At 60.9% G+C, this 26,959-nt stretch carries 29 protein-coding genes; 20 read left to right on the top strand and 9 right to left on the bottom strand.

Annotated elements, in window-relative coordinates; all coding sequences use genetic code 11:
- The first annotated feature begins 203 nt into the window (after window positions 1–203).
- Together ACYBHZ_RS06370 and bmt are read left to right on the top strand one after the other, a co-directional pair.
- Window positions 204–2,228, top strand: coding sequence for a phosphatidylglycerol lysyltransferase domain-containing protein (locus tag ACYBHZ_RS06370; protein WP_460273421.1), 2,025 nt, complete (start codon window positions 204–206; stop codon window positions 2,226–2,228).
- 176 nt (window positions 2,229–2,404) lie between these two features.
- Complete coding sequence (bmt, locus tag ACYBHZ_RS06365) at window positions 2,405–3,421, top strand: betaine--homocysteine S-methyltransferase (RefSeq protein WP_460273420.1); 1,017 nt, start codon at window positions 2,405–2,407, stop codon at window positions 3,419–3,421.
- A 26-nt stretch (window positions 3,422–3,447) separates the two neighbouring features.
- On the opposite strand, the gene ACYBHZ_RS06360 is transcribed toward bmt, so the two are convergent.
- Window positions 3,448–4,551, bottom strand: coding sequence for a PA0069 family radical SAM protein (locus ACYBHZ_RS06360; RefSeq protein WP_460273419.1), 1,104 nt, complete (start codon window positions 4,549–4,551; stop codon window positions 3,448–3,450).
- A gap of 85 nt (window positions 4,552–4,636) precedes the next feature.
- Here ACYBHZ_RS06360 and ACYBHZ_RS06355 point away from each other — a divergent pair, with 85 nt between their 5' ends.
- Window positions 4,637–5,329 carry a corrinoid protein gene (locus ACYBHZ_RS06355; protein WP_460273418.1) on the top strand — a complete coding sequence of 231 codons (693 nt, stop codon included), beginning with the start codon at window positions 4,637–4,639 and terminating at the stop codon, window positions 5,327–5,329.
- On the top strand, window positions 5,326–5,976 hold the full coding sequence (locus ACYBHZ_RS06350) for a DUF1638 domain-containing protein (protein WP_460273417.1): 651 nt from the start codon (window positions 5,326–5,328) through the stop codon (window positions 5,974–5,976). The genes ACYBHZ_RS06355 and ACYBHZ_RS06350 overlap by 4 nt, the downstream gene beginning before the upstream one ends.
- A 61-nt stretch (window positions 5,977–6,037) precedes the next feature.
- Here the strand turns inward: ACYBHZ_RS06350 and ACYBHZ_RS06345 are convergent, their stop codons facing one another.
- Window positions 6,038–6,448 carry a SufE family protein gene (locus ACYBHZ_RS06345; protein WP_460273416.1) on the bottom strand — a complete coding sequence of 137 codons (411 nt, stop codon included), beginning with the start codon at window positions 6,446–6,448 and terminating at the stop codon, window positions 6,038–6,040.
- 168 nt (window positions 6,449–6,616) lie between these two features.
- Between ACYBHZ_RS06345 and ACYBHZ_RS06340 the strand changes: the two genes are divergently transcribed.
- From ACYBHZ_RS06340 to ACYBHZ_RS06330, 3 genes are all read left to right on the top strand, one after another.
- Window positions 6,617–7,117 carry a hypothetical protein gene (locus ACYBHZ_RS06340; RefSeq protein ID WP_460273415.1) on the top strand — a complete coding sequence of 167 codons (501 nt, stop codon included), beginning with the start codon at window positions 6,617–6,619 and terminating at the stop codon, window positions 7,115–7,117.
- A 74-nt stretch (window positions 7,118–7,191) separates the two neighbouring features.
- Entirely contained in the window at window positions 7,192–8,142 is a 951-nt protein-coding gene (locus ACYBHZ_RS06335; protein ID WP_460273414.1) for a nucleoside hydrolase, read from the top strand.
- Window positions 8,143–8,183: 41 nt separating this feature from the next.
- The gene (locus tag ACYBHZ_RS06330) at window positions 8,184–9,593 is read left to right on the top strand and encodes a protein adenylyltransferase SelO (protein ID WP_460273413.1); all 1,410 of its coding nucleotides are present in this window, start codon (window positions 8,184–8,186) and stop codon (window positions 9,591–9,593) included.
- A gap of 3 nt (window positions 9,594–9,596) precedes the next feature.
- On the opposite strand, the gene ACYBHZ_RS06325 is transcribed toward ACYBHZ_RS06330, so the two are convergent.
- On the bottom strand, window positions 9,597–10,175 hold the full coding sequence (locus ACYBHZ_RS06325) for a putative glycolipid-binding domain-containing protein (RefSeq protein ID WP_460273412.1): 579 nt from the start codon (window positions 10,173–10,175) through the stop codon (window positions 9,597–9,599).
- Between the two features lie 23 nt (window positions 10,176–10,198).
- Window positions 10,199–10,855: a hypothetical protein gene (locus ACYBHZ_RS06320; protein ID WP_460273411.1), complete on the bottom strand. Its 657-nt coding sequence runs from the start codon at window positions 10,853–10,855 to the stop codon at window positions 10,199–10,201.
- A gap of 63 nt (window positions 10,856–10,918) precedes the next feature.
- On the opposite strand from ACYBHZ_RS06320, the gene ACYBHZ_RS06315 reads away from it, so the two are divergent.
- From ACYBHZ_RS06315 to ACYBHZ_RS06305, 3 genes are all read left to right on the top strand, one after another.
- Window positions 10,919–11,620 (top strand): endonuclease/exonuclease/phosphatase family protein, encoded by a 702-nt coding sequence (locus tag ACYBHZ_RS06315; RefSeq protein ID WP_460273410.1) that lies wholly within the window; start codon window positions 10,919–10,921, stop codon window positions 11,618–11,620.
- Window positions 11,621–11,706: 86 nt separating this feature from the next.
- Window positions 11,707–12,978, top strand: coding sequence for a cation:proton antiporter (locus ACYBHZ_RS06310; RefSeq protein ID WP_460273409.1), 1,272 nt, complete (start codon window positions 11,707–11,709; stop codon window positions 12,976–12,978).
- Complete coding sequence (locus ACYBHZ_RS06305; RefSeq protein ID WP_460273408.1) at window positions 12,975–13,808, top strand: PhzF family phenazine biosynthesis protein; 834 nt, start codon at window positions 12,975–12,977, stop codon at window positions 13,806–13,808. The genes ACYBHZ_RS06310 and ACYBHZ_RS06305 overlap by 4 nt, the downstream gene beginning before the upstream one ends.
- 223 nt (window positions 13,809–14,031) lie before the next feature.
- Here the strand turns inward: ACYBHZ_RS06305 and ACYBHZ_RS06300 are convergent, their stop codons facing one another.
- On the bottom strand, window positions 14,032–14,667 hold the full coding sequence (locus ACYBHZ_RS06300; protein WP_460273407.1) for a TetR/AcrR family transcriptional regulator: 636 nt from the start codon (window positions 14,665–14,667) through the stop codon (window positions 14,032–14,034).
- A gap of 121 nt (window positions 14,668–14,788) precedes the next feature.
- On the opposite strand from ACYBHZ_RS06300, the gene ACYBHZ_RS06295 reads away from it, so the two are divergent.
- From ACYBHZ_RS06295 to ACYBHZ_RS06265, 7 genes are all read left to right on the top strand, one after another.
- The gene (locus ACYBHZ_RS06295; RefSeq protein WP_460273406.1) at window positions 14,789–15,610 is read left to right on the top strand and encodes an oxidoreductase; all 822 of its coding nucleotides are present in this window, start codon (window positions 14,789–14,791) and stop codon (window positions 15,608–15,610) included.
- A gap of 105 nt (window positions 15,611–15,715) precedes the next feature.
- Window positions 15,716–16,126 (top strand): Fur family transcriptional regulator, encoded by a 411-nt coding sequence (locus ACYBHZ_RS06290; RefSeq protein ID WP_460273405.1) that lies wholly within the window; start codon window positions 15,716–15,718, stop codon window positions 16,124–16,126.
- A gap of 93 nt (window positions 16,127–16,219) precedes the next feature.
- Entirely contained in the window at window positions 16,220–17,128 is a 909-nt protein-coding gene (locus ACYBHZ_RS06285) for a DMT family transporter (protein ID WP_460273404.1), read from the top strand.
- Window positions 17,129–17,326: 198 nt separating this feature from the next.
- On the top strand, window positions 17,327–18,604 hold the full coding sequence (gene eno / locus ACYBHZ_RS06280) for a phosphopyruvate hydratase (protein WP_460273403.1): 1,278 nt from the start codon (window positions 17,327–17,329) through the stop codon (window positions 18,602–18,604).
- A 123-nt stretch (window positions 18,605–18,727) separates the two neighbouring features.
- Window positions 18,728–19,753 (top strand): ATP-binding protein, encoded by a 1,026-nt coding sequence (locus tag ACYBHZ_RS06275; protein ID WP_460273402.1) that lies wholly within the window; start codon window positions 18,728–18,730, stop codon window positions 19,751–19,753.
- An 8-nt stretch (window positions 19,754–19,761) separates the two neighbouring features.
- Window positions 19,762–20,370 carry a GNAT family N-acetyltransferase gene (locus tag ACYBHZ_RS06270; protein ID WP_460273401.1) on the top strand — a complete coding sequence of 203 codons (609 nt, stop codon included), beginning with the start codon at window positions 19,762–19,764 and terminating at the stop codon, window positions 20,368–20,370.
- Between the two features lie 65 nt (window positions 20,371–20,435).
- A complete protein-coding gene (locus tag ACYBHZ_RS06265) occupies window positions 20,436–21,038 on the top strand; it encodes a DUF2238 domain-containing protein (protein ID WP_460273400.1) in 603 nt (200 codons plus the stop codon).
- A 59-nt stretch (window positions 21,039–21,097) separates the two neighbouring features.
- Here ACYBHZ_RS06265 and ACYBHZ_RS06260 read toward each other — a convergent pair whose 3' ends face one another.
- Window positions 21,098–21,376 (bottom strand): glucose-6-phosphate isomerase, encoded by a 279-nt coding sequence (locus tag ACYBHZ_RS06260; RefSeq protein WP_460273398.1) that lies wholly within the window; start codon window positions 21,374–21,376, stop codon window positions 21,098–21,100.
- A 98-nt stretch (window positions 21,377–21,474) separates the two neighbouring features.
- On the opposite strand from ACYBHZ_RS06260, the gene ACYBHZ_RS06255 reads away from it, so the two are divergent.
- Window positions 21,475–21,900: a cupin domain-containing protein gene (locus ACYBHZ_RS06255; RefSeq protein ID WP_460273397.1), complete on the top strand. Its 426-nt coding sequence runs from the start codon at window positions 21,475–21,477 to the stop codon at window positions 21,898–21,900.
- A 469-nt stretch (window positions 21,901–22,369) separates the two neighbouring features.
- Here the strand turns inward: ACYBHZ_RS06255 and ACYBHZ_RS06250 are convergent, their stop codons facing one another.
- Window positions 22,370–23,476 carry an anhydro-N-acetylmuramic acid kinase gene (locus tag ACYBHZ_RS06250; protein WP_460273396.1) on the bottom strand — a complete coding sequence of 369 codons (1,107 nt, stop codon included), beginning with the start codon at window positions 23,474–23,476 and terminating at the stop codon, window positions 22,370–22,372.
- Window positions 23,477–23,548: 72 nt separating this feature from the next.
- Here ACYBHZ_RS06250 and tyrS point away from each other — a divergent pair, with 72 nt between their 5' ends.
- A complete protein-coding gene (gene tyrS / locus ACYBHZ_RS06245; protein WP_460273395.1) occupies window positions 23,549–24,814 on the top strand; it encodes a tyrosine--tRNA ligase in 1,266 nt (421 codons plus the stop codon).
- A 105-nt stretch (window positions 24,815–24,919) separates the two neighbouring features.
- On the top strand, window positions 24,920–25,786 hold the full coding sequence (locus tag ACYBHZ_RS06240; protein WP_460273393.1) for a hypothetical protein: 867 nt from the start codon (window positions 24,920–24,922) through the stop codon (window positions 25,784–25,786).
- Between the two features lie 51 nt (window positions 25,787–25,837).
- Here ACYBHZ_RS06240 and ACYBHZ_RS06235 read toward each other — a convergent pair whose 3' ends face one another.
- Both ACYBHZ_RS06235 and ACYBHZ_RS06230 read right to left on the bottom strand, forming a co-directional pair.
- Window positions 25,838–26,395 carry a peptidylprolyl isomerase gene (locus ACYBHZ_RS06235; protein WP_460273392.1) on the bottom strand — a complete coding sequence of 186 codons (558 nt, stop codon included), beginning with the start codon at window positions 26,393–26,395 and terminating at the stop codon, window positions 25,838–25,840.
- Window positions 26,388–26,894: a peptidylprolyl isomerase gene (locus ACYBHZ_RS06230; RefSeq protein WP_460273390.1), complete on the bottom strand. Its 507-nt coding sequence runs from the start codon at window positions 26,892–26,894 to the stop codon at window positions 26,388–26,390. The genes ACYBHZ_RS06235 and ACYBHZ_RS06230 overlap by 8 nt, the downstream gene beginning before the upstream one ends.
- Between the last annotated feature and the right edge of the window lie 65 nt (window positions 26,895–26,959).

The following is a 26,959-nucleotide window of genomic DNA, read 5'->3' as shown; positions in this document are numbered from 1 at the left end:
TGCTCCACAGGCCCTGAGCTCTCCGCCCAAAAGGCCGACCGCACAGGCCGACGGTTCGTGCACCACGCTCGATGTGGGGTAACCGCTTCTTTGTCAAAGGCATTAATCGAATCTTGGCAAAGCTCGCGTAAGCCACAACCTGCCCCGGACGAAACGGTGTCAGACAGGGCCCGAAACAGGGCCAAACAGGAGCATGGACCACGATGCGACACAGCCAGATCGAGATCGAGGACAAGCTTGAGCCTCTCGCCTCGACCGCCACGCCAAGCCGCTCCGACCCGGCAGGCCCGCGCAAATTCGTGGGCAAACTCGTCGGCAAACAGGTTTTCCCGCTCGCCGTCATGCTGTTTTTCGGCTGGCTCCTTTGGGAAAAAGTCGCCCATCTCAACCTTCACACCATTCTCGGCACCATCGCGGGCATTCGCCCCGAACAATGGGGATTTGCCGCGCTCGCCACGCTCGGGAGCTTCTGGGCCGTCGGGCAATATGACCGTGTGCTGCATGCCCAGCTCGGCACCGGGATTTCCGACACATCCGCGCGCAAGTCCGGCATGGTCGCCATTGGACTGTCGCAGTTTCTTGGCTTCGGCGCCCTGACCGGGACGCTGATCCGCTGGCGGATGCTCCCCGAACTCACCCTCTGGCAAGCGGCGCGGCTCTCTGCCGCTGTGGCCTTGTCCTTTCTTGCGGGCTGGGCCGTGGTCGCCTCCGCCGCGCTCATGTTCTTTCAACCCGAACTGCCTTGGATCAGAACCCTCGCCACCGGTACGGTGCTGTTGTCGGCGCTGATGGCGCTTCTGTCGCTTTTTCCGCCCCGTCGCCTCGTGCGCCTGCCTTGGCCGTCCCTGCGGACCATGGCGACCGTGATCGGGCTCACCGCCATTGATACGATCTGCGCCGGACTGGCGCTTTATGCGCTCTTGCCCGAACACCTTCACCTGCCGCTGGAACACACGATTTCGGCCTATCTCTTCTCTCTCGGGGCCGGGCTGATCGCCTCCACGCCGGGCGGCGTCGGGCCGTTCGAGGCAACCTTGGCCTCGCTCCTGCCGAACGTCCCGCTGGAACCGCTGCTCGGTGCGGTCGTTGCCTTCCGGCTGGTCTATTACGTGATCCCCGCGGCGCTCTCGGCGCTGGTGATCCTGCGCGGCCCGCGTGGCAGCAATCTCGCGGCAGAGCCGAAACTGGTCAAAACATGCCCCACGCCGTTCCTCTCGCCGCAGCTTGAAATGCAAATCTTCGCCGCGCCGCGCGCCGAAGCAGGACTGCTCCGCACCCGCGACTTTTCGCTTTTGAGTTCAAGCGATGGCACCGGCCTCGGCCTCGCCGCCCCCATCGGCCAGTCGCTCGTCATGCTCTCCGATCCGCTCGCCGCACGCGCCTGCCCCTCCGTCACCCGCGAGGCATTGGCACGGGCGGCGGCCCGGCGTTACCGCATGCCCGCGATCTATAAATGCGGGGCGCGCATGGCCGCCTCCGCCCGCCGCGCGGGCTGGCGCGTCCTGCCCACCGCCGAAGAAGCTTGGCTTCGGCCCAAGGACTTCACCTTGGAGGGTGCAAAATACCGACAATTGCGCCGCACCCTGCGCAAAGCCGAAGAGGCCGGCATCAAGATCACCGAAGGCGGGCGCGAATTGCCCTTGGAGCAGATGGACCGCGTGGCGGGCGAATGGCTCACCCTGCGCGGCAAGGAACGCGGTTTCTCGATGGGCACCTATGATCGCGACTATATCTCCTGCCAGCGCGTCTTCCTTGCATGGCAGGGTCGCAATCTGGTCGCTTTCGTAAGCTTTCATGAAAGCCGCAATGAGATGACCCTCGACCTGATGCGCTTCGGCCATGCCGCCCCCGACGGCACGATCCAGCTTCTGATCGCCAAGGTCATCGAGGCCGCCCGCGCCCATGGCGTCCCGCGCCTGTCGCTCGCCGCCGTGCCGTGGCAGGGAGAGGATCGCTCCGCCCTGATCCGCCGCCTGCGCTCCCGCTTTCTGAGCAAATCCGGCGCTGCGGGCCTGCGTCGGTTCAAGGCGGCCTTCGCGCCGCATTGGGAAACGCTCTACCTCGTTGCCCCGTCCCGGCTCGCACTCGCGGTTTCCGCGCTCGACATCCTGCGCCGCGTCACCGCCCCGCCGCCGCGCCCCACCGGCAACCCTATGAAAGCCGCGCGGTTTGCCACCCACCGCACGCTCCGCCTCGGACGCCTGCCGCGCCTGTTGTCACGACGATAGGCGCAACGCCCCGCCGGTTCTGCACTCAGGCTCATGATCTTTATGACCTGTTTGAATTTGATAAATGGAACCAGACGTGGCACATCACCCCAAAGCCCGGCGGTCTTCCGTCCGGGCATTCCCTTTTTGACCCCGCACCCTGCCCGCCCGGCTGGGCGCAAAGCTCCGGAGGCTTCATGACCGACGCCCTGACCAAACTCCTTGAGACCCGTGATTGGCTGATGGCCGATGGCGCGACGGGCACGACCCTGTTCAATATGGGCCTCTCCTCCGGCGACGCGCCGGAGCTTTGGAACGTCGACAAGCCGGAAAACATCGAAAAGCTCTATCAGGGCGCGGTCGATGCCGGGTCCGACATCTTCCTCACCAACTCTTTCGGCGGCACGGCCTCGCGCCTCAAACTGCACAATGCCGAAGACCGCGTGTTCGAACTGAACAAGGCTGCCGCCGAGATCGGCCGCAAGGTCGCCGATGCGGCAGGTCGCCCGGTGATCGTCGCGGGCTCGATGGGCCCGACCGGCGAGATCATGGAACCGATGGGACCGCTGTCTTACGAGCGCGCCGTCGAGATGTTCTACGATCAGGCCGTGGGCCTCAAAGCGGGCGGGGCCGACATCGCTTGGATCGAAACCATTTCCGCCCCCGATGAATACAAGGCCGCCGCCGAAGGCGCGGCCAAGGCCGGTCTGCCGTGGATCGGCACCATGAGCTTTGACACCGCAGGCCGCACCATGATGGGCGTCACCTCGACGGAACTGTCGAACATGGTCGAAAAACTGCCGACCCCGCCGATCGCCTATGGTGCCAACTGCGGCGTCGGGGCCTCCGACCTGCTGCGCACCGTTCTGGGCTTTTCCGCGCAGGGCCACGACCGTCCAATCATCGCCAAGGGCAACGCGGGCATCCCGCGCTATGTCGACGGCCACATTCATTACGATGGCACGCCCGAGTTGATGGCCGAATATGCCGTCCTGGCGCGCGATGCCGGGGCGACGATCATCGGCGGCTGTTGCGGCACCACGCCGGAGCATCTCAAAGCCATGAAAGAAGCGCTTGAAACCCGTCCGCGCGGCCCGCGCCCGACGCTTGAAGAGATCGCCGAGAAACTCGGCGGCTTCTCCTCGGCCTCTGATGGCACCGACGACAAAGGCCCGGCGAAACGCGAACGCTCCGGGCGTCGCCGCCGCACCTGATCGGCTGTCCTATGTCAGAGCTTTGGTTAAAACAGAGAGAGCTGGTCGCCCGGTTTGGGCGGCACGGCGAAGAGGTCGGTCCGCAGGCCCGGCCCCTTTCGCGCAAGCCCCGTGCGGGCCAGCGCGATCTCGAAGCGTTTGGCCATAAGCTCCGCCCATTCCCCCTCGCCCTTCATCCGCTTGCCGAACCGCGGATCATTGGCCTTGCCACCGCGCAGCTCGCGCACCCGGTTCATCACACGTTGGGCGCGGTCTGGCACATGGGTTTCCAGCCAGTCCTCAAAGAGCGGCGCCACCTCAAGCGGCAGGCGCAGCATGATATAGGCCGCACTGCGCGCCCCGTTCGCGGCGGCGGCGGTGAGGATCGCCTCCAACTCGTGATCGGTGAGCGCCGGAATCATCGGCGCGGCCATGACATGGGTGGGAATACCCGCATCGCTCAAGGCGCGGATGGTTTTCAGGCGTCGTGCGGGCACCGGGGCACGCGGCTCCATCTGCCGCGACAGGCGCGAACCGAGCGTGGTGATCGAGATGCCCACCTGCACCAAGCCCTTTCGGGCCATGGGCGCGAGAATATCGATATCGCGCTCGATCAACGTGCCCTTGGTGGTGATCGTCAGCGGGTGATTGTGATCGCGCAGCACCTCCAGAATACCGCGCATGATCCGATCACGCGCCTCGATCGGCTGGTAAGGATCGGTGTTCGTTCCCATCGCAATCGGCGCGACCTCATAGCCTTTGGCGGCCAACTCGCGGGCCAAGACCTCCGCCGCGCCGACTTTGCGCGTCAGCCGGGTTTCGAAATCGAGACCGGCGGAGAGGCCAAGATAGGCATGCGAGGGCCGCGCAAAACAGTAGGAACAGCCATGCTCACAGCCCCGGTACGGGTTGATCGAGCGATCAAACGGAATGTCGGGACTGTCGTTGCGGGTGATGATCTTTTTCGGGCGCTCATCCACCGTGGTAGTGCCCAAAGTCTTCGCCTCGACCTCGCTGTCCCAGCCATCGAGGAAAGTCTCCCTCGCCAGCCGCTCAAACCGGCCCGAGGCATTCGACCCCGCCCCCCGCGCTTTCGGCACAAGGCCGAGCGGGAGCGTGTCGGAAAAGAAAAACGTGGATTCGCGGCTCATGCCGTGACACTAGAACAAAATGAGAACATTTGCCAAGAGCGCCCGCGCGCAGATGGCATGAATTTCCAGACGAAAGGAAACGCCCATGTCTGATGATGACGATCTGATCCTCTCCGAACTTGATGACGGCGAGCTGACCGAACAGATGATGGACGACCTCTACGACGGTCTCAAGGAAGAGATCGAAGAAGGCGTCACCATCCTTTTGGAGCGCAAATGGACGCCCTATGACATCCTCACCAAAGCTCTGGTGCCGGGCATGGCCATCGTCGGCGACGACTTCCGCGACGGCATCCTGTTCGTCCCCGAAGTGCTGCGCGCCGCGCAGGCGATGAAGGGCGGCATGGCGATCCTCAAGCCGCTTCTCGTGGAAACCGGCGCGCCCAAGATGGGCAAGATGGTGATCGGAACGGTCAAAGGCGACATCCATGACATCGGCAAGAACCTTGTCGCGATGATGATGGAAGGTGCGGGTTTCGAGATCATCGATCTCGGCATCAACACCGAGGCCGAAAACTACATCGGCACCGCCGAGCGCGAAGGCGCGGATATCATCGGCATGTCGGCGCTTTTGACGACGACCATGCCCTATATGAAAACCGTCATTGAATCACTCAGCGAGAAAGGCCTGCGCGAGAAATACATCGTGCTCTGCGGCGGTGCGCCTCTCAATGAGGAATTCGGTCGGGCCATCGGTGCGGATGCCTATTGCGATGATGCGGCGATTGCCGTGGAAACCGCGAAAAAGCTCGTGCACGCGCGGCATAACCAAGTGTGAATGACGCGCCTGTCATAAACGATGAGGCCCTGAATGACGCAAAGCTGCGCGATCAGGGCCTCGCGCAAACCGGCAGCGGCAAGACGCTGATCATTGCCTGTGGCGCTTTGGCGCGTGAGGTGCTGGCGATCATTCGCCTCAACGCGCTCGATCACCTGACCCTCACCTGCCTGCCCGCGATTTTGCATAACGATCCGTCCAAAATCCCCGCCGCCGTCGCGCGTGCGATTGACGAACATCGCGCGGATTACGACCACATCCTGATCGCATACGGTGATTGCGGCACCGGCGGCTTGCTCCAGGCGCTTTGCGACAAAAAGGGCGTCACCATGATCGACGCCCCGCATTGCTATGCGTTTTTCGACGGGATGGACCAATTCCCCGACCGCGACGAGCCGACGACCTACTACCTCACCGATTTCCTCGCGCGTCAGTTCGATGCCTTTGTCTGGAAACCCTTGGGGCTGGACCGCTACCCGGACCTGCTGTCGGCCTATTTCGGCAATTACGAGAAACTGGTCTATCTGGCGCAAACCGACGACCCGGCTTTGACCGAGATCGCCAAAACCTGCGCCGCGCGGTTAGAACTGCCTTTTGAGCGCCGCTTCACCGGCTACGGCGATCTGGACCGCTTCCTGCGCCCCTGAGCGACGCCACAGCCAACACCACAGCCCCGCGTTTCCTTTGCTGAGAAATACTCAAACGGTGTCAGCCCGCTTTCGCCGCCGTTTCCATGATGCGCTCGACCATCGCCCGCAACCCGTTGGAGCGCTGCGACGACAGGTGTTCGTCAAGGCCAAGCCGCGCCAGTTCGGCAGGCGCGTCCGTGGCCAGAACCTCTGTCACGCTCAGCCCTGCGAACAGCTCATGCAGAATCGCGATCAGACCCTGGACGATCATCGCGTCCGATGCGCCTTGGAATTCGAACTTGCCGCCCTCGATGGTCGGCACCAGCCAAACCTGCGAGGCGCAGCCTTCGACCTTGGTGGCGGGCACCTTGAACGCATCGTCGAGCGGCGGGAAGGCTTTGCCCATCTCGATCACATGGCGGTAGCGGTCTTCCCAATCGTCCAGAAACTCAAAGGTTTCGACAATCTCTTCGAAATTCTCATTCGCCATGATCTACCCTTGCCTCTTCGCACGTCTTTGGTTGCGAATTTCTTACGCCCTCGCCCGGCAAAGGTCCAGCCACCCACAGCTTTGCGATGCGTCTTGGGTCAACCTGCCCTTTTCATCGCAAGGCTTTTCGGGTAGCCCTTTGATCACGAGAGTGAAAGGGAGAAGCCAATGCGGCGTCAGGTGATCATTTCGGGACTGGTTCTGTCGCTTTTGACAGGCTGCGCATCGGTACAAGAGTCGCGGTTCAACCCGCTCAACTGGTTCGGCAAATCCGAACCCGTCGCCGTCGATGAAAACGGCCAACAAATTGTCACCCTCAAATCCCTCGCCCCGCGCAAAGGCTATCCCGTCTTCGTCGACTCCCGTCCGCTCGCGCCGACGATCAGCGATGTGAAAGTGGTGCAATCGGCCTCCGGCGCCATCATCACCGCCACAGCACTTCTGCCCTCGACCGGCTATTTCGACGCCCAGCTCGTCCCCGCCGCCTCCGAGCGCAGCGACACGCTGGTGTTCGAGTTCCGCCTGCGCGCGCCTGAGAGCGCCGCCCCCACTGGCAATGCCGCGCAGCGCAAAATCACGGCGGCCCGCTCGCTGTCTTTTGATGAGATTGCAGGCATTCACACCATCATCGTCCAAGGCGCAGAGGGCGCACGGCAGGTTCGGCGCTGATATCGCGCTGAACGGCTTTGACAATCCCGGAAAGCGACCGCATCTTGGCGCCTCAACAAAAATGAGGCACGCATATGTCGCAGTTTCCGCGCAAAATTATCATCGACACAGATCCCGGACAGGATGACGCCATGGCGATCCTTCTGGCGCTCGGCTCGCCCGAAGAGATTGATGTGCTCGGCATCACCGCCGTCGCCGGCAACGTGCCGATCGCGCGCACTTCGGAAAACACCCGCAAAATCTGCGAAGTCGCCGGACGACCGGATGTGAAAGTCTATGCCGGCTGCGACCGTCCGATGGCCCACACGCTCGTCACTGCCGAACATGTTCACGGCAAGACCGGGCTGGATGGGATCGAACTGCCGACACCGCAGATGCCGCTACAAGACCAGCACGGCGTCGATTTCATCATCGACACGCTGCGCGCTGAGCCCGCCGGGACCGTGACGCTCTGCCCGATGGGCCCGCTCACCAATATCGCCACCGCCTTTGAAAAAGCCCCCGACATCGTCGAACGCGTGCAGGAAATCGTCCTGATGGGCGGCGCCTATTTCGAGGTCGGCAACATCACCCCGGCGGCGGAGTTCAACATTTACGTCGACCCGGAAGCCGCTGAGATCGTGTTCAAATCCGGCGTCAAACTGACTGTCATGCCGCTCGATGTGACGCATAAGGTGCTGGTGACGGCACCGCGTCTTCAGGCCTTCAAGGACTTCGGAAACCATCTCGGCGATGTGGTCGCAGGCTGGCTCGATTTCTTCGAACGTTTCGACATCGAAAAATACGGCTCGGAAGGCGGCCCGCTGCATGATCCGACCGTCATCGCCTATCTGATCAAGCCGGAACTGTTCTCCGGTCGCCAGATCAACGTCGAGATCGAGACCAAGTCTGAGCTGACCCGCGGCATGACCGTTGCCGATTGGTGGGGCGTCACCGACCGGCCCAAAAACGCGATGTTCATGGGCGATGCCGATGCCGAAGGGTTCTTTGCGCTCTTGACCGAAAGGGTGCGGCGTTTGGCCTGAGCCACGCTCTGCCCCGTTGCGCCGCGCCCAACTCGCCCTAAATGAGTGCCATGACCCAGTTCGACAACTCCTACGCCCGCCTGCCCGACCGCTTCTTCACCCGCATCGCCCCGGAGCGCGCGCCTGCGCCCGAAATGATGCTCTGGAACGCCGCTCTGGCGGAGGAGCTTGGGGTTTCTGACTGGGATGCGGAGGTCTGCGCGGGCAATGTCATCCCCGACGGGGCCGACCCCATCGCGCAGGTCTATGCCGGACATCAATTCGGCGGCTGGTCGCCGCAGCTCGGCGACGGGCGGGCGGTCATGCTGGGCGAGGTTGTGGCGGACACGGGCCGGTTCGACATTCACCTCAAAGGCGCGGGCCGCACACCCTATTCGCGCAACGGCGACGGGCGCGCCTGGATCGGGCCGGTGCTGCGCGAGTTCATCGTCAGCGAATTCATGCATGCGGCGGGTGTGCCGACAACCCGCGCCCTCGCCGCAGTGCGCACCGGCGGACGGGTGCAGCGCGAGCGCGCCTTTCCCGGCGGCATTCTCGTGCGCGTGGCCGCAAGCCACATCCGCGTCGGCACGTTCCAATATTTCACCGCCCGCGAGGATTACGAGGCGGTGCGCCTTCTGGCCGAACATACCCGCGCCCGCCACTTCCCGCAGGCCACGAACACGCTTGAGCTCTATCATGAGATCGTCAAGGCGCAGGCCCGCCTGATCGCCAAATGGATGGGCCTCGGCTTTGTCCACGGCGTGATGAACACCGACAATATGGCGGTCTCCGGCGAAACCATCGACTTTGGCCCCTGCGCCTTCATCGACGGCTACAGCCCGAAAGCGGTCTACAGTTCCATCGACACTCACGGGCGCTACGCCTATGAGCAGCAGCCCTCCATGGCGCATTGGAACCTCGCCCAGCTCGGGTCCTGTTTCGTGCCGCAGATGGAAGAGGAGCTTGGCGGTCAGCAGCAGGCGATTGACGCGCTGACCGAGGTGCTGAACGCCTTCCCGGGCCTCTATCAGGCGGAATGGCGCACTGTGTTTGGCGCCAAGCTCGGCCTCCCGGAGACAACGGAAGAAGACCTGCCCTTGATGCAAGATCTGCTCGGCCTCATGGCCAAGCATGGTGCGGATTTCACCAATACCTTCCGGGGCTTGCTCGACGGTTCCGCGCGCGACTGGATGCTCGACCGCGACGCCTTTGATCACTGGGCGGAACGTTGGGCCGCGCGGCGCGACGGGAATTGGCAGGAGATCATCGTCAAGGCCAGCCCCGCCGTCATTCCGCGCAATCACCGGATCGAAGAGGCCATTCAAGCCGCCCTCGACGGTGACGAAACCAAGGCGCAACGGCTCGCCAAGGTTCTCTCCGCGCCGTTCGATCTTGCCGACACGGATCGCGACCTGAGCCTCCCGCCGACCGAAGATCAGATCGTACATCAGACCTTCTGCGGCACCTGAGGTTTACAGGCGGCAATAAGCGCCCGGATAATCCGTCACCAGCCCGTGCCCATCGACTTTGATCTCGGCGGCAAAACCGCTCGTGAGGTTCTCGTAAAGATAGGCGCGCGCCGGGCTCAGGCAGGTGTAGCGCTGCATCACTTTGCGCGGTCGGAAAGTGTCCCCGATCTCACCCGGCGGCGGCACGAAAGCGACCGCAATCTCCTGCGTCTCACCCGCCGCAAGCTTCAGTCGCCGGATCGGCAACATATTCGTCGCGGGCGTCACGGCAATATCGGCATCAAGACAGCCATCCAGTTCGGGAAGCGGGCTCTCGCTGCGCAGATCGAACCAATTGCCTTGTCCGTCGCTGGCGATGTGAAGCACCATCTTGCCGACGTATTCCACCCAAAGCTCACGGGTGCGAAATTGCGGATCGGCTTTGAGATGATACTGCGCGCCAAAAGGGAACTTTCCCGCTCCACTCAATGCCGCTTTCAGGCTCACTTCATCTTCTCCAACGGAGAACACGCAGTGTTCATGCCCTGTAGAATCCCCTCTTCCATTGTAGGCGCTCCAGCGCGCCGCAATGCGCATCGTCATAAAATTAACCTCCTGAAAGCGAATTATTTGTCCCGGTACTTGGCGAAAAACTTACTGTTGCGTTGAACGAAATCCCGGATCAGCCCGGCGAAAGGCGTGCCACTGTCACGCTTGAGGTAAACGACCCCCGACAAGGCCCCGATGAACCCGCCCCCGGCATCGACGATGAGATCCCACATCGTGTCCTGAAGCCCGGACTTCTGCATATTCGTGCCGAAAATCTGATCCATGGAATATTCAAATATCTCCCAAAGAGCCCCGATCGACATGGCAAAACAAAAGGCGAAAAGCCCCATCGCCCAAGGCGGAGCCGCATAGCGATCCCCTTGGAACAACATGAAAATCGCCACAAACCCCACCAGCCCGAAGGCCAGAGCGGACCCGCCATGAAGCACCACGTCCCACCACCAATAGCGATAGTAGAAGTCATCCACCTCTCCCAAAAAGAGAGTGGCGAACAGGAAAACCACGATCGCCGCCATGAAGGAGCGTGGGATATAAATCTGGAACCGATGTGCAAAGGCCATCGGCAATAAGGTCAACCCGAAGGTGCCCAGCGCGACGAATGCGGTCGAATAGCGCGCCGTGAACAGAGAAGCGATAAATTCCACGAACAGGGCCAACCAGACCAGCCGCATGACCAGCGGCTCCTGTCGATATCTGCGAAAAAGCTGACGCATTTGCCCTCCGTAGCCGATGAAATTCGGCGCTCGCGGTCTTATCTTATCCCTATGAAACCGAAAGTGGAAACCAACGCAATGCGGCTCGCCTCCTATAACCTGCGCAAATGTCGCGGCACGGACGGCCAGCGCGCGCCCGGACGCATTCTCGATGTAATCAACGGGATCGGAGCCGATGTCGTCGCGCTCCAAGAAGCCGACATGCGGCTCGGCCCCCGTCCCGCCGCCCTGCCCCCGCGCATGATCGAGACCCACACGGATTTCGTGGCCCTCCCCGTCAACACCTCGCCCGTCTCCGTCGGTTGGCACGGCAACGCCATTCTCGTGCGCAAAGGGGCCGAGGTCGAAGCCGTCCATCGCCTCGATCTGCCAGGGCTTGAGCCGCGTGGCGCTGTGGCCGTCGATCTGCCCGATCTTCGCGTCGTCGGCGTCCATCTCGGGCTGCTCCGCAGTTCCCGCCAGAAACAGCTGCACGCCATTCGCGCCCATCTCGCCGCGCTCGATGACCGACCGACTGTGATCCTTGGCGATTTCAACGAATGGTCGAACCATCAGGGGCTTGATCCGCTCAAGGATGCTTTCGCGGTGCATGCCCCCGGTCGTTCCTTCCACGCCAACCGCCCGATGGCTTCGCTCGACCGTATCGCTCACACCAGCGCGCTTGAGTTGCGCGACGCCGGGGTGGTTCAGACCGATGCCTCACGGCGTGCGTCCGATCACCTGCCGATCTGGGCCGATCTACGTCCGACAGTTCAGCCCCTGTAAACAACGACGCAGGCTCACAGTCTCTTCTTCCCCTGTCCTCTCAAGGTGGTACACAGAAGATGTCCATTATTCCGTGAGCTTCTCCCATGACCGTCTTGCAACTTGCTTCTTTGCTGATCGTTCTCGCCGGGGCCTTCGGCGCGATCAATTACCTGTTCCTGCGCCTGCCCAGCACCATCGGCATTCTCGTCGTCTCCTTGGTCACCTCTCTGGTGATCATCGGTGTCGATTTCCTGTTCCCGAACACCGTCTTCGAGGAAGAAATCCGGGCCGCCGTGCAGGAGTTCGATTTCACCGACACGCTGCTTGAAGGCATGCTCGGGCTGTTGCTCTTCGCGGGCGCGCTCCACGTCAAACTGGATGACCTCAAGGATCAATGGCTGCCCGTCATCTTGATGGCCACTCTGGGCGTCGCGCTCTCCACCGCGGTTGTGGGCGTCGGTTTCTCCTGGCTCACCGGCATGCCGCTTCTGGTGGCGCTCACCTTCGGCGCGCTGATCTCTCCCACCGATCCTGTGGCGGTTCTGGGCGTTCTCAAAGATGCCAACCTGCCCAAAAGCCTTGAGACCAAGATCGCGGGCGAAAGCCTGTTCAACGACGGCGTCGGCTATGTGGTCTACCTGATCCTCGTCGGTCTGGCCTTTGGTGCCACCGCCTCCGGGCATGGCAGCAGCGGCGAAGAGGAGAACATGGCCCTCATGGTGTCCAAACTGTTCTTTCGCGAGGCCGTGGGCGGCGCTGTGCTTGGCCTTGTGCTCGGCTGGCTCACCTTCCGCGTCATGCGCCTGATCGATGACTACTCTCTCGAAGTGCTGATCACCTTGGGGCTGGCCTTCGGCGGCTATGAGCTTGCCGTGGCGCTTGGCGTCTCCGCGCCGATCATGGCGGTCTGCGCCGGGCTGCTCATTGGCGAAGTCGGCACCAAATACGGCATGTCGGAAGAAACCCGCAAATATGTCTCCGCCTTCTGGACCATGGTGGACGAGATCCTCAACGCCGTGCTGTTCCTCATGATCGGCTTCGAGGTCTTCGCCGTCGTCTTCGACATGGCCACGATCAAAGCCGCTGGCTTCGCCATCGTTCTGGCGCTCCTCGCCCGCCTGATCTCCGTCGTCGTCCCCGCCGCTCTCTTGCACAACGTCACGCCCTTCTCCCGCGGGGCGGTGCCGATCATGACATGGGGCGGCCTGAAGGGCGGTATCTCCGTCGCTTTGGCCCTCTCCTTGCCCGACAGCGAATGGAAACCGACCATCCTCGCCGCGACCTATGTCATCGTCGTGTTCTCGATCATTGTCCAAGGCCTCACCGTCGCGCCTCTGGCGAAACGCGTTGGCCGTGAACCGGAGTTGAAAATGTGACCCGTTACCTGACCTATGACGTCTTCACCGATCAACCCTTTGGCGGCAATCCTCTTGCCGTCGTGATCGGGGCAGAGGCCCTTCCGGAAGAACGGCTGCAAAAGATCGCCCGTGAGTTCAATTATTCGGAGACCGTGTTTCTCTTCCCCCCGGAAGATACATCGAACACCGCCTGTCTGCGGATTTTCACCCCGACGATGGAAGTCCCCTTCGCGGGCCATCCGACCATCGGGGCTTCTGTCGCCCTGTCCGAGATGGGCTTTGGCCCGGATTTGCGGCTCGAATTGAAAGTCGGCCTGATCACCGCAGTGGTCCGGGACGGCACCGCACAGTTCACCGCGCGCCAGCCGCTTGAAACCGTTGCCCATCCCGAAGCAGCTCTTGTGGCCAAGGCCCTCGGGCTCAGTGAGGCCGATCTCAAGACCGCCCCCATCATGGCGGGCATGGGGCTGACCTTCACCCTCACCGAGCTTACCTCCCGCGAGGCGCTCTCCCGCATCGCGACCGATGTCGCGGCCTTCCGCGAGGGCCATGCGCGCTATCCGATGGGGCTGGACTTTGCGCAACTGCCCTATTGGCGCGACGGCGACACCGTGCATATGCGCATGTTCGCCCCGCTCGATGACATTCCCGAAGACCCGGCCACCGGCTCTGCGGCGGCGGCCCTCGGGCGACTTCTGTTCGAAGAGACCGGAAGCCCCCTCTCCTTCGTCATCCATCAGGGCGACGACATGGGCCGCCCCTCGCGCATCACCGTTGATGTCGATGCGGATGCGGTGACGATCGGCGGTCAGGCCGTGCGGATGATGGAAGGTAAGCTCGCCTTCTGAGGCGGGCGGTCCACGGATCGCCCTGAGCGGCACTTCACGCCTTTACCTCCCCCGTCTTTCCACGCGTTAAGGTTAATCTGATTAACCTTAACGCGTGAGACACCTCGGAACAGGCGTGAAGACCTCCCTCTCAGCCTCACACGCAGCTCCAACAAAAGGCCGACGAAAGTCCGACGCAAAGCCGACGCTTTGCCGACAGGCGGTTTTCCCCCTCAGCGCGCCTTCAAGACGCCCCTTTCAGGATCATCCGCGCTGTCGCGGCAAAGGCCACCTCCGCATCCGATTGCTCGTAAATCGCGCGCACATCCTCGGGAAGCTCATCAAAGAACACCGGGCGCGGCACCGCCAATTGCGCCGCCCCTTGCAACGCGATGACCAAGGCATGCGCCAGCTCGAACGCCGCCAAAGGCTCCATGCCCCGCACACGCGCCAACTCCGTCGCCAGACGTGCCCCTTCCGCCCCAACAGCCCGTTTCGTCGCGATCAGAGCCTCTTGCGACAGGTTCGCCTCGATGATCGTCGTCAACCGCGCCATCAGCGGCAGGAACAGCGGCACACCCTTCGCCTCCCGCATCATCGCGCCGATCAGCGCCTCGTCCTCGCCCAGATGCGGGATCACCGCCGTCACATAATCTGACAGCGCCTCGACAAAGAGCTGTGCGAAGAGTTGTTCCTTGGTTTTGACGTAGAGATAGAGCGTCCCCTTGGCGAGACCTGCGCGTTTCGCCAGCCCCGACATGGTGAGCGCGTCAAAGCCTGATTCTTCGATCAAGGCACGCGCCACGGAGAGAATACCGGCCTGACGGTCCGTCTTCTCGGCCTTCGTGCGTGCCCTTTTCTTGTTCTCCATCAATGCCATGCCTTTCGCCCGCCTCGGGGGTTCCGCTTTGCGCTTTACAAATGACCGTCGGTCATTAATTTAATGACCATTGGTCACTTATTGCATGTTACGCCTGAAAAGGTCAAAGAAAGGACGCCAGATGTCCTTCTCAAACCAGTCCCAGAAAGTCATCCTGATCACGGGCGCCTCCTCCGGCATCGGGATGCAGACCGCGCTCGATCTGTTGAAGGAAGGTCACATCGTCTACGCCGGCGCGCGGCGCACAGAGGCGATGCGCCCGATCTATGAGGCCGGGGGTAAAGTGCTGCCGCTGGATGTGACCGATGACGCCTCCATGACCTCGGTGGTCAATGAATTGATCCAGACAGAGCTGCGGATCGACGTCTTGGTGAACAACGCGGGCTATGCCACCTACGGCGCGGTGGAAGACATTCCGATGGAGGCCGGACGCCGCCAGCTTGAGGTCAATATCATGGGTCTGGCCCGCATGACCCAGCTCGTCCTGCCGCATATGCGCCAACATGGGTCAGGCCGGATCATCAACATCTCTTCCGTCGGCGGCACCATCCACACCCCGCTCGGCGCATGGTATCACGGCACGAAATTCTTCGTTGAAGGCTTCACCAACGCCATGCGTCTCGAAGTTGGGGACAAGGGTATCGAAATGATCCTCGTCGCGCCGGGCTTCATCGAGACCGGTTTCACAGATGTTCTGGCGAAAGAATTGGACCGCAACGAAAAAGAACCGGCCTACAAACCGATCTATGACGCCCTGCGCAAGGCGGGAAGCGCCGCAGGTTCGCCCCCAAGCGTGATCTCCAAGGCGATTTCCAAAGCCATCTCGGACCCGAACCCCAAGACCATCTACCGCGCCGGGAAATATTCCAAACTGCTCTATCTGCTCCGCCGCACCCTGCCCCATCGGATGTTCGACAAGACCATGCTCTCCATGCTCAAGTGAGCGCGGTGCGGGCGCGCAGATGTTGCGACAGATTTGCAAAACCGGGCTGGACCTCTCCCGCCCGTTTTTTTACCTTTGGGAACGACTGTCACCATCGGAGCTGTCATGACCGACACGATCCTTTCCCGCTGCGAGGCCAAAGGCCTGCGCCTGACCGACCAGCGCCGGGTCATCGCCTCCGTCCTCGAAGAGGCCGAAGATCATCCCGATGTGGAAGAGCTTTACGCCCGCGCCTCGGAAAAGGACAAACGCATCTCTCTGGCGACGGTCTACCGCACGGTGAAATTGTTCGAAGAACGTGGCATCATCGAAAAACTGGCCTTTGGCGATGGCCGTGCGCGCTACGAGACCGCCGACCGCGCGCATCATGATCACCTGATCGATCTCGACACCGGCCATGTCATCGAATTTGTCGATCCGGAGATCGAAGCGCTCCAAGAACGCATCGCCGAAAAACTCGGCTATGATCTCAAAGGCCATCGGTTCGAGCTTTACGGCGTGAAGAAAAAGAACTGAGCGCTTTCCCGCACCCCCCGTCTGCGGCTCCACCCAATTGCAAGAGCGCCGCGCAACGTGCATGGCAGGAGGACGCACTTCAGGGGCTGCCATATGCATAATCTACGCGCCATTTTCATGATCATCGCCTCCATGGCCTTTTTCACCGTGGAAGACATGTTCATCAAACACCTCTCCGGCGCGCTGCCGGTGGGTCAGGTGGTGCTCTTTATTTCGGTGGCCTGCACATTGATCTTTCTGGCCTGGGCAAAGATCAACCGCGACCCGATCTTTGTGCCCCGCAACTGGCGCCCGAAAGTGGTGATCCGCGCCTGTACCGAAGGCATTGCAACCATCTCCTTTGCAACCGCCCTGTCGCGGGTCGAGATTTCAACCGTCGGAGCGGTGTTCCAATCCATGCCGCTGGTCGTCACCCTCGGCGCCGCGCTGTTCCTCAAAGAAAACGTCGGCTGGCGGCGCTGGAGCGCGATTGTCGTCGGTTTTCTCGGCGTTCTCCTTATCATCCGCCCCGGCATCTCCGGGTTTGATCCACAGGTGCTTTGGGTGCTCGTCGCGGTGATCGCGGTCGCCTCTCGGGATTTGATGACGCGGGTGATGGACGCCGCCGTCCCCTCCTCTGTCGTCTCGTTCCAAGCCTTCCTGACCGTGATCCCGGCTGCGATCATCAATCTGTGGCTCGCGGATGCAACGCTTGTGATGCCCGATCTTGTCCACAGTATCAAAACCTTGCTCGCGATCGGCGCCGCTGTCGGCGGCTATGCCCTGATCGTCGCCGGGATGCGCATGGGCGATGCCTCCGCCGTGACCCCGTTCCGCTACACCCGCCTGATCTTCACCATGATCGGCGGGGTGCTGGTGTTCCACGAACGCCCCGATCTGATGACCCTCGCGGGCTCCGCCCTGATCATCGGCTCCGGTCTCTACACGTTTTTGCGCGAACGCAAACTGGCGCGGCTCAACCGTGCGGCGCTGCGCTCCGATCTGGCCGAACCGGGCATTTGAACCGGCCCGGCGCGCAGTCTTCTTGGCTGCCGCTTTGGCGGGCAATCGTCACAAAACCTTTGCAGAACGTAGCTTTACCCGCACCCAGACACAAAGAGCCGCGCCATGTTAGCGTATGCGTTGTTGACCTGCCCGCCCCGGCTGCTATCAAGCAAGCGACTGGCCCGCCAATCAAACTTTGCAAAGGGACATAAAGCCATGAGCACCATCATCGACATCATCGGTCGCGAAATCCTCGACAGCCGCGGCAATCCGACCGTGGAAGTGGACGTTATCCTCGAAGACGGCACCATGGGCCGCGCTGCCGTGCCGTCGGGCGCCTCCACCGGGGCCCACGAGGCCGTGGAAAAGCGTGACGGCGACAAGTCCCGTTACATGGGCAAAGGCGTGCTCGAAGCGGTCGCTGCCGTGAACGGTGAAATCCTTGAGGCGCTCGTCGGCATGGACGCAACCGAGCAGGAAGCCATCGACGCCGTCATGATCGAACTTGACGGCACCCCGAACAAAGCCCGCCTCGGCGCCAACGCCATCCTCGGCGTGTCGCTCGCCTGCGCGAAAGCCGCCGCTGACTACTCCGCCCTGCCGCTCTACCGCTACGTTGGCGGCTCCTCCGCCCGCGTTCTGCCGGTGCCGATGATGAACATCATCAACGGCGGCGAGCATGCCGACAACCCGATCGACTTCCAGGAATTCATGATCATGCCGGTCTCCGCCACCAGCGTGAAAGAAGCGATCCGCATGGGCTCCGAAGTGTTCCACACCCTGAAAAAAGAGCTGTCCGCTGCGGGCTACAACACCGGTATCGGCGACGAAGGCGGCTTTGCCCCGAACATCTCGTCGACCCGCGAAGCGCTGGACTTCGTCCTCGCCGCGATCAAGAAAGCGGGCTACGAGCCGGGCGAAGACATCTACCTCGCCCTCGATTGCGCCTCAACCGAGTATTACGAGGGCGGCAAATACGAGATGAAGGGCGAAGGCAAATCGCTGAGCAGCGAGGAAAACGCCGACTACCTCGTCGAGCTCTGCAACGACTACCCGATCATCTCCATCGAGGACGGCATGGCCGAGGACGACTGGGCCGGTTGGAAGCTCTTGACCGAGAAACTCGGCGACAAGGTTCAGCTCGTGGGCGACGATCTCTTCGTGACCAACCCGGAGCGTCTCGCCTCCGGCATCGAGCAAGGCGTTGCCAACTCCATGCTGGTCAAAGTGAACCAGATCGGTTCGCTCTCCGAGACCCTCAAAGCCGTCGATATGGCCCACCGCGCCCGCTACACCAACGTGATGTCGCACCGCTCCGGCGAGACCGAAGACGCGACGATTGCCGACCTTGCTGTCGCCACCAACTGCGGCCAGATCAAAACCGGCTCCATGTCCCGCTCTGACCGGATGGCCAAATACAACCAGCTGATCCGCATCGAGGAACAACTGGGTGCCACGGCGGAATATGCCGGGACGTCGATCCTCAAGAAATAAGCGTCACCGCTTGACGAAATAGAGAAAGCCCCGCCAGATTGGTGGGGCTTTTTATTCAATTAGACTTTATTTATCAAACCTAAGACCCCAATACTCGCCGTTGAAAGATAGAACCAATTAATCATGAGCAGATTGACAATTAAGACTCCTAGGAGCCTAAAACTAGCGAGCCATATTTACGATCTAAATCTAGGAAAGCTTTTACTGGATAAATACGACGAGTTCCTCTTGGATATGTCTGAGACTTCCTATGGCGAGCCTTTCGCCATGCTGCTTCTCGCAAACCAATTCAAGGAAATGGTCGATAAATCTAAAAATACAGTGTTTCTGCTAAAGTACCCTAAGAATAACTTCGGAGGGTATGCACAACATATTGGTCTCTTTAACTACATGGGATTTGCTTTAGGAAACACTCCAGATTCCGCTACCGGATCTAAAAATTACACTCCAATTAGATCCTTTTCTATTTCGAAAATCCTCGCTGATCGTGGGGATGAGCCTGTTGGAAAATATCTCACAAGTTATTCGTCAGAACTCTCACAAGTCCTCTGCCAAGCCTCGGAAGGGGCTGCCTTCGATCTATTTGAATATTGCTTGCGCGAAATTATGAGAAACTCTGCGGAGCACAGCGAAGGAAGTAGTCTTGTGGTTATGGGACAACACTGGCCAAGCCAACACACGGCGGAAATTGTTGTCTGTGATAATGGTATTGGCATCGCGAACACTTTGTATGACAACGAATACATAGATTGTTCGACTAACCGAGAAGCGCTTAAGTTTGCTTTGCTTCCGGGTGTTTCCGGCGTATCTCGAGAAGAGCGATTTGAGCAAGACGAGTTTTGGGGGAATTCAGGCTTCGGCCTCTATGTCACCAGTAGGTTCTGCTCTGAGCATGGCTCCTTCAGAATGATCAGTGGAGACAGCGGTTTAACTCTGGCTCGTGGCTATCAAACAGAACACCCCGCGTGGGGGTTTGGTGGCACGTGCGTTCAAATGAGGTTCTCCACAAGGCAAGCAGAAAATCAAACGGGTCGCATTGCTGAAATCATTGAGGAGGGGAAATCTGACTTCAAGGGTATTCTCTCGGACTACCCAATCAAGCCCTCTGCAGCATCAAAAATGCTTGCCTCACACTTCGACAAACGATGACTGAAAGCATGAGCGACACTAAAAGCACCCTCCCCGACGGCCTCCACGACCTGCCCTCCGGCAAGCTCGCCGCCATTGTCACTTACCTTGAAATGTTCGAGCGCCCCGCCCCCCGGCCCGCGCCAGAACAGCCCGGTCTCGAACTGGTGCGCCATGAGGCTCCGACGCTCGACTGGTACCGCGCGCTCTACACCCGCGTGGGGGCGGATTGGCTTTGGTTTTCAAGGATGTATATGGAGGACGCCAAGCTCTCCGCGATCCTGACCGATCCGAAGGTGGAGGTCTATTCCGCCCGCAAGGACGGCGTGGATTTGGGGCTGCTCGAACTAGATTTCCGCGATGCCGAGAACACCGAACTGGCCTTCTTCGGGCTGGACACAAGCCTGATCGGAGGCGGCACCGGACGCTGGCTCATGGAGCACGCTTTGGACAAGGCCTTCACCCGCCCGATCAAGCGGCTTTTCGTGCACACCTGCACCCTCGACAGCCCGCAAGCCGTGGGATTTTACATCCGCTCCGGCTTCAAACCTTACGGGCGCGCCATCGAGGTGATGGACGATCCGCGTATGAACGGCCCGCTTCCCAAGACCGCCGCCCCGCATATCCCGCTGATCTAAAGTCCCTTTTCCCCTTTCTTTCGACATTCATCCGCATAATGATCTCGAAAACGAAGGAGATCACCATGGGCCCCATCACCCGCGCGGAAAAACAGGTCGGCCTGTTCACCGCCGCCTATGTCATCGCATTCACGCTCTGGTTTTTTGCCATCGGGAATTTCGAATTCATCGTCTATGTCGTGACCATGCTGATCCTGATCGGCCTCGTCGCGACCAGCCTGCGCAAGGTGGAATACCCGCCGAAACTCCTTTGGGCGCTGTCGGTCTGGGGGCTTTTGCATATGGCCGGCGGCGGCGTGCCGGTGAACGGCTCGGTGCTCTACACGCTCCAGCTCATTCCGATCATCAGCGATGGCGAGATGACGATCCTCAAATACGATCAGGTCGTCCATTTCTACGGTTTCGGCATCTCGGCTTGGCTCTTGTGGCACATCATGACCCACAGCTTTCCGATGCTCAAAGGCACGAAAACCGCTGTCGCCCTGCCCGCCCTCGGCGCGATGGGGCTTGGCGTGGTCAATGAGATCATCGAATTCACCGCCGTCCTTCTGGTCCCGGACACCAATGTCGGCGGCTATGTGAACACCGCGCTCGATCTGGTGTTCAACACGGCGGGCGCGCTTTGCGCCATGTGGCTGGTCACGCGCCTCACCCGCACCAAAGCCTAAACCGGACATGAAAAAGGCCCCGCTTGAGGGGCCTTCTCACATCTTTTGTCACGCCGCTGTTACGGGCATTTCGCCGTGTAATAGGTGCCGTCGCCATTGGAATAGGCACAGGTCGCGGCATTGTCGTTTTTCGCGACAACGGAGCCTGCGGCGGCCCCACCCAGCGTGGCGAGCACTTTCCACTCGTCGCTCGAACCGAGCGCATCGGCGGTCAGATAGCCAATCCCGGCCCCGGCGGCGGCACCAAAGGCGGTGGCTTGGTCGGTGCCATTCATGGTCGTACAGGCAGCGAGCGTCGGCGCGGCGAAGGCCAGCGCCAGAATAATTTTCTTGGACATGGAGGTCTCCCGTTGTCTTTATCTCTGAGGGCCCAACGCCTCAGACGGCATTCGGTTCCCATTTTTTTCATCGCGCAGACAGGAAGGTCCTTAAGATCATGCAAGCCGACGAGATCATCGCCCATCTAAACCTCGCGCCACATCCCGAAGGCGGCTATTACCGCCAGACATGGATCGCCGAGACTGAGGGCGATGCGCGGCCCGCCGGAACTTGCATCTATTTCCTGCTGAAACAGGGCGAAAACAGCCATTGGCACCGCGTTGATGCGGCCGAGATTTGGCATTACTACGCGGGCGCGCCGCTCATCCTGTCACTCTCCGAGACGGAGAAAGGCCCCGCCCGCGATTTGACCCTCGGCCCGGATATCTTCGCCGGAGAAGCGCCGCAGCTCATCGTCCCGACCGGCCATTGGCAAGCCGCCCGCTCGACCGGGGACTGGACTTTGGTCGGCTGCACCGTCTCGCCGGGCTTTCGGTTCGAAGGGTTTGAGTTGGCCGCTCCGGGCTTCGACATCCCGCGCTGAGCCTCACAGCCCCGCTTTAAGAATATGGCCCGAAGCGCCTCTGATACGATTCTCTTGAGCGCCGTTCAGGCGGCCATTTCTGCAAACTACGCCGCCTCTCATGCCCCGGCGACAAAATTATTTTGCACGATTGCGCTCCAATCGCAAAAGAAGGGGGAGAATGGTTCCGTTTTTCCCCGCTGATTTTCCCGAATGGTAAGGTTTTACGCACTAGCGCAAAAATGACCTTACGTTAACTTAACCTTGTTAAATGGTTCTGGGGGGGAGTGTGGCCCCGGATTTTTCGAGTGTTCCGAGTATCAAAGGCGCTGGTGGGTTGGCGACAAAACTTAGGTTTTGTCAAAAATCTGCCAGTTGCCCGTTTCTCGCCAAAACCAATGTCCTGACATCTTGATCTCACCTTTGCTCCGCCCACGCGGGGACTGCATTTGGCGTGACCACTCTCACGTCGCGGCGCACAGTCGCGCCGTCAGGACCGCTTTTCCGACCGAGACACCCGCCCGCCACCGATTGCCGTGCGCACCCCCGTGGTCGAGGGCGCAGAGGTCGGCAAACCGCGCAAGACGCGCGCTGCGAGATAGGCGAAAGCCTGAGCTTCAAGCATATCGCCATCCAGCCCGACCGCTTCCACAGGTGACACCGGGCAATCCACCCCGGCGGCAATCATCGTCATAAGCGTCGCATTATGCCGCCCGCCGCCGGTGACATAGAGCGCCTCGGGCGGGCGCGGACAATGGTCCATCGCGCGGGCCACAGAAGCGGCGGCAAACGCGGTGAGCGTGGCGGCGGCATCTGCATCGGGCAAGGCCTCGACAGCCTCAAGCACCCCGTGGAAATCATTTCGATCCAAAGACTTGGGCGGCATCTTGTAGAAATAGGGATGCGCCAGCCCTTTGGCGACAATCTCCATATCCGGCTGCCCGGCCCCGGCAAGCGCGCCGTCCGCGTCATAGGTCTCACCACGCCGCGCACGCATCAGATCGTTGACGGGCGCATTCGCAGGCCCGGTGTCGAACGCCAGCAACGCCCCCGGTGCAGCGGGATCCGTCAGAGCCGGATCAACCCATGTCAGATTGCCGACGCCGCCAAGATTGAGAAAGACCACCGGGCCGGTCGCGCCGATATAGCGGGCCAGCGCGTGATGATAGAACGGCGCAAGCGGTGCGCCCTGCCCGCCCATTTCCACGTCGGAGGAGCGAAAATCCCAGACCACGGGTGCGCCCGTCACCTCCGCCAGTATCGCGCCGTCACCAGCCTGATAGGTCCGCCCCTCATCGGGCGCATGGGCCAATGTCTGTCCGTGAAAGCCGACAAGCTCGAAACCGTCCAGCTTTGAGAGCGCCTCGGCATGGGCCGTCTCGATAAGCTCGTTCAACGCGTCAGAGGCCTGCCAGACGCCAAGCTCTGCGCGGAACATGTCTTGTTCGGCCTCCGAATAGGGCCGAAAGGCGCTGTCCCCGAACTCGAAAATCGTCACACCATCCGTTCGCAAAAGCGCGACATCCACCCCGTCGAGCGAGGTGCCGGACATACAACCCGCGACCCATCTCGGATCCGTCTTACACTTACCGCTCATCACACTCTTTCCCTTTGGTGCTCACCCCGATATATCAGGCCGCGCTGACCCATTGAACGGAAAATGTGAGAGATGACCTACCATCCCAAATCGGACTTTCTCCGCGTCATTATCGAACGCGGTTTCCTTGCGGATTGCACCAATCTGCAGGAGCTGGATGAAGCGCTGAACACAGGGATGGTCACCGCCTATATCGGCTATGATGCCACGGCGAAATCTCTGCACGTCGGGCACCTGTTGAACATCATGCTGCTGCGCTGGTTCCAGAAAACCGGCCACAAACCGATCACCCTGATGGGCGGCGGCACCACGAAAGTCGGCGACCCGTCTTTCCGTTCTGATGAGCGCCCGCTCCTATCGCCCGAGCAGATCGACGACAACATCAGCGGCATGCAGAAAGTCTTCGACCGCTACCTCGACTATGCGGACGACGAGACCCAGCCCGGCAACGGCGCTCTGTTGCGCAACAACGCCGAATGGCTCGACGAGCTGAACTACCTCGAATTCCTGCGCGACATCGGGCGGCACTTCTCCGTCAACCGGATGCTGTCCTTTGAATCCGTGAAATCGCGCCTCGACCGCGAGCAATCGCTGTCCTTCCTCGAATTCAACTACATGATCCTTCAAGCCTATGACTTCCTTGAGCTGAACCGCCGTTACGGCTGTCTGCTGCAAATGGGCGGCTCGGATCAGTGGGGCAATATCGTCAACGGCATCGACCTGACGCGCCGCGTGCTCGACAATGAAATCTACGGCTTGACCACCCCGCTCCTGACCACCTCGGACGGGCGCAAGATGGGCAAATCCCAAGGCGGCGCGGTTTGGCTGAACTCTGAAATGCTCTCGCCCTACGAGTTCTGGCAGTTCTGGCGCAACACCACCGATGCCGACACTGGTCGTTTCCTCAAACTCTACACCGATCTCCCGGTGGAAGAATGCGAGCGCCTCGGGGCTCTCGAAGGGTCTGAAATCAACCAAGCCAAGATCATCCTCGCCAACGAGGTCACGACGCTCCTGCACGGCGCAGAGGCTGCGAAAGCGGCTGAGGCCACCGCGCGCGAAGTGTTTGAGAAAGGCGGCGTGGGCGATGACCTTCCGACCGTGGAACTTTCCGCCTCCGACATCGGCGACGGCATCTCCATCGTGCAACTTTTTGTCAAATCCGGCCTCGCGGACAGCGGCAAAGCGGCGAAACGCCTGTTTTCTGAGGGCGGTGCCAAGGTGAATGACGAAGATCACAAGGACGCTGGCCTTCTGGTCACCGCCGACATGCTGAAAGAGCCGATGAAGCTCTCCGCGGGCAAAAAGCGTCACGCTTTGGTGGTCTGCAAAGGCTAACCCCACCCGACAAACCCTCTCAAACCGTGTGCGACCTGCATCGCACACGGTTTTTTAATTTGAAATTCATGGATTTTTTCCGGTTTCAGGCGCAGAATATTCACCATGATCAGACTCACAGCTCTCACATTTGCTCTCGCAAGCCTCGCCTCCGCCTCACAGGCCGACACAGGACGCTCCGACACATGGATCACCGGTGACGGCTGGATCGCGCTTGGCGCGTCCACCGTCGAGGATCAGGATCTCTGGTTTGGCGGCGACGGCACATGGTCCACCACATGGGACGGGCTCGGGCTGAGTTTCGGGGCCTTCGGCACCTTGGGCCGCACCCATGAAACCTATGGCGCGCTGAGCTATAGCCTCTCCACCGGAGAGCGGTTCGAAATCGGCAACCCGCGCCCGGCCTATGATCAATATGCCCGCCCGATGATCTCCGATGTGATGCTGCCGGAGGCGCTCCGCCGCACCGGCGCCGGGTTCAGCCGCCTCACGGACGGCACAATCACCGAGGACAAATACCTGCCCTACGGCCTGAGCTATGCGAACGCCAATGTCGCGACCTCTCTGCATTATGTCGATGAGTATGACACCACGGTGCTCGGCCTCGGCGGCGGTTGGGAGGCGGGCGCATGGCGGATCGAGGCGGCGCTGGAATATATCTCCGGCCCCTCTGATGACACCAATGCCAAGCTTCAGGGCTCGCGCGCGCTCGGCGCGGGTCAGATGACCGGCACGCTGTCTTACAACGAGGCGAATGACGCCCCCGCCGCGCTGGAACTGGCCTATCGCCACCCGGTGAGCGACGGCATCTCCCTGACGGAAATGGTCTCCGTCCCCTTTGAAGACCCGGAGGATGGCGTCGCCCTTCTCGGCGCGAATATCTACCTGCGGGGCAGCACATCGCTCGATCTCTCGGGCGGCTACGGCGCGGGCGACGGGCTTGCCAACGCGGCCATCCGCTTCGAGTTTTAAGAAAGGGCGCTCAAAGGCGCCCTTTCTTACATCTTAGATCAGCTTTCGCCTTCAGTCCGTGACTTTGACCGAGCTCATCACATCCGGCGCACCGATCACAGCACCGTTCGCGCCGGAGCCCTTCTTGATCGCGTTGACCACATCCATGCCGGAGGTGACCTTGCCCACAACCGTGTACTGACCGTTCAGATGCGGTGCCGGGGCGAACATGATGAAGAACTGGCTGTTGGCGGAGTTCGGGTTCTGGCTGCGCGCCATCCCGACCACACCGGCCTCGAACGCAACATCAGAGAATTCCGCCTTGAGATCGGGAAGCTCGGACCCACCGCGCCCGGCCATTTGCATGGAGAACATCTCAGAGCCCATTTTGCCGAACTCGACATCGCCGGTCTGCGCCATGAAACCGTCGATCACGCGATGAAACACCACGCCGTCATAGGCGCCCTCAGAAGCGAGCTTGGTGATTTGCGCGACGTGACCCGGTGCGACATCGTCGAGCAGGTCGATATGGATGAGACCATTGGCCTCCCCCTCAACCGTGATGTCGAGACCGGTCGCGAACGCCGGGCCACTGGCCAGTGCGGCGATCAGGACAAGCGGCTTAAACATCGGCGGCCACCTTCACGGAAATCATCGCATCCGGATACATCGGCGGCTCGCCGCGGGTGATCTTATCCACCGCTTCCATGCCGGAGATCACGCGGCCATAGACCGTGTACTGGCGGTTGAGGAAGTGGTTGTCAGCAAAGTTGATGAAGAACTGCGAGTTGGCGGAGTTCGGGTTTTGCGACCGGGCCGCGCCCAGCGTGCCGCGATCATGCGGGATGCCGGAGAATTCAGCCGGAACGTCCGGAAGATCAGAGCCGCCCGTGCCCGCACGGCGCAGTTCGAAATCCTTGTTCTGGTTGCCGAATTTCACGTCGCCCGTTTGCGCCATGAAACCGTCGATCACGCGGTGGAACACCACGCCATCATAAGCACCAGCGCGCGCCAGTTCCTTCATGCGCTCGCAATGTTTCGGTGCGATATCGGGCAGAAGTTCGATCACAACCTCGCCGCCGTCCAGCGTCATGATGATGGTGTTTTCGGGATCCTTGATGTCGGCCATGAATGCCTCCTCCGGGTCAGAATAGGGTCAAAATTTTGCGCAGTGTAGAGTGCTGATGCCACAAG

It is taken from the genome of Celeribacter sp. ULVN23_4, from assembly GCF_054788345.1.
Note: the sequence above shows the minus strand (reverse complement) of the source record. Positions and strands in the feature narration are given on the sequence as shown.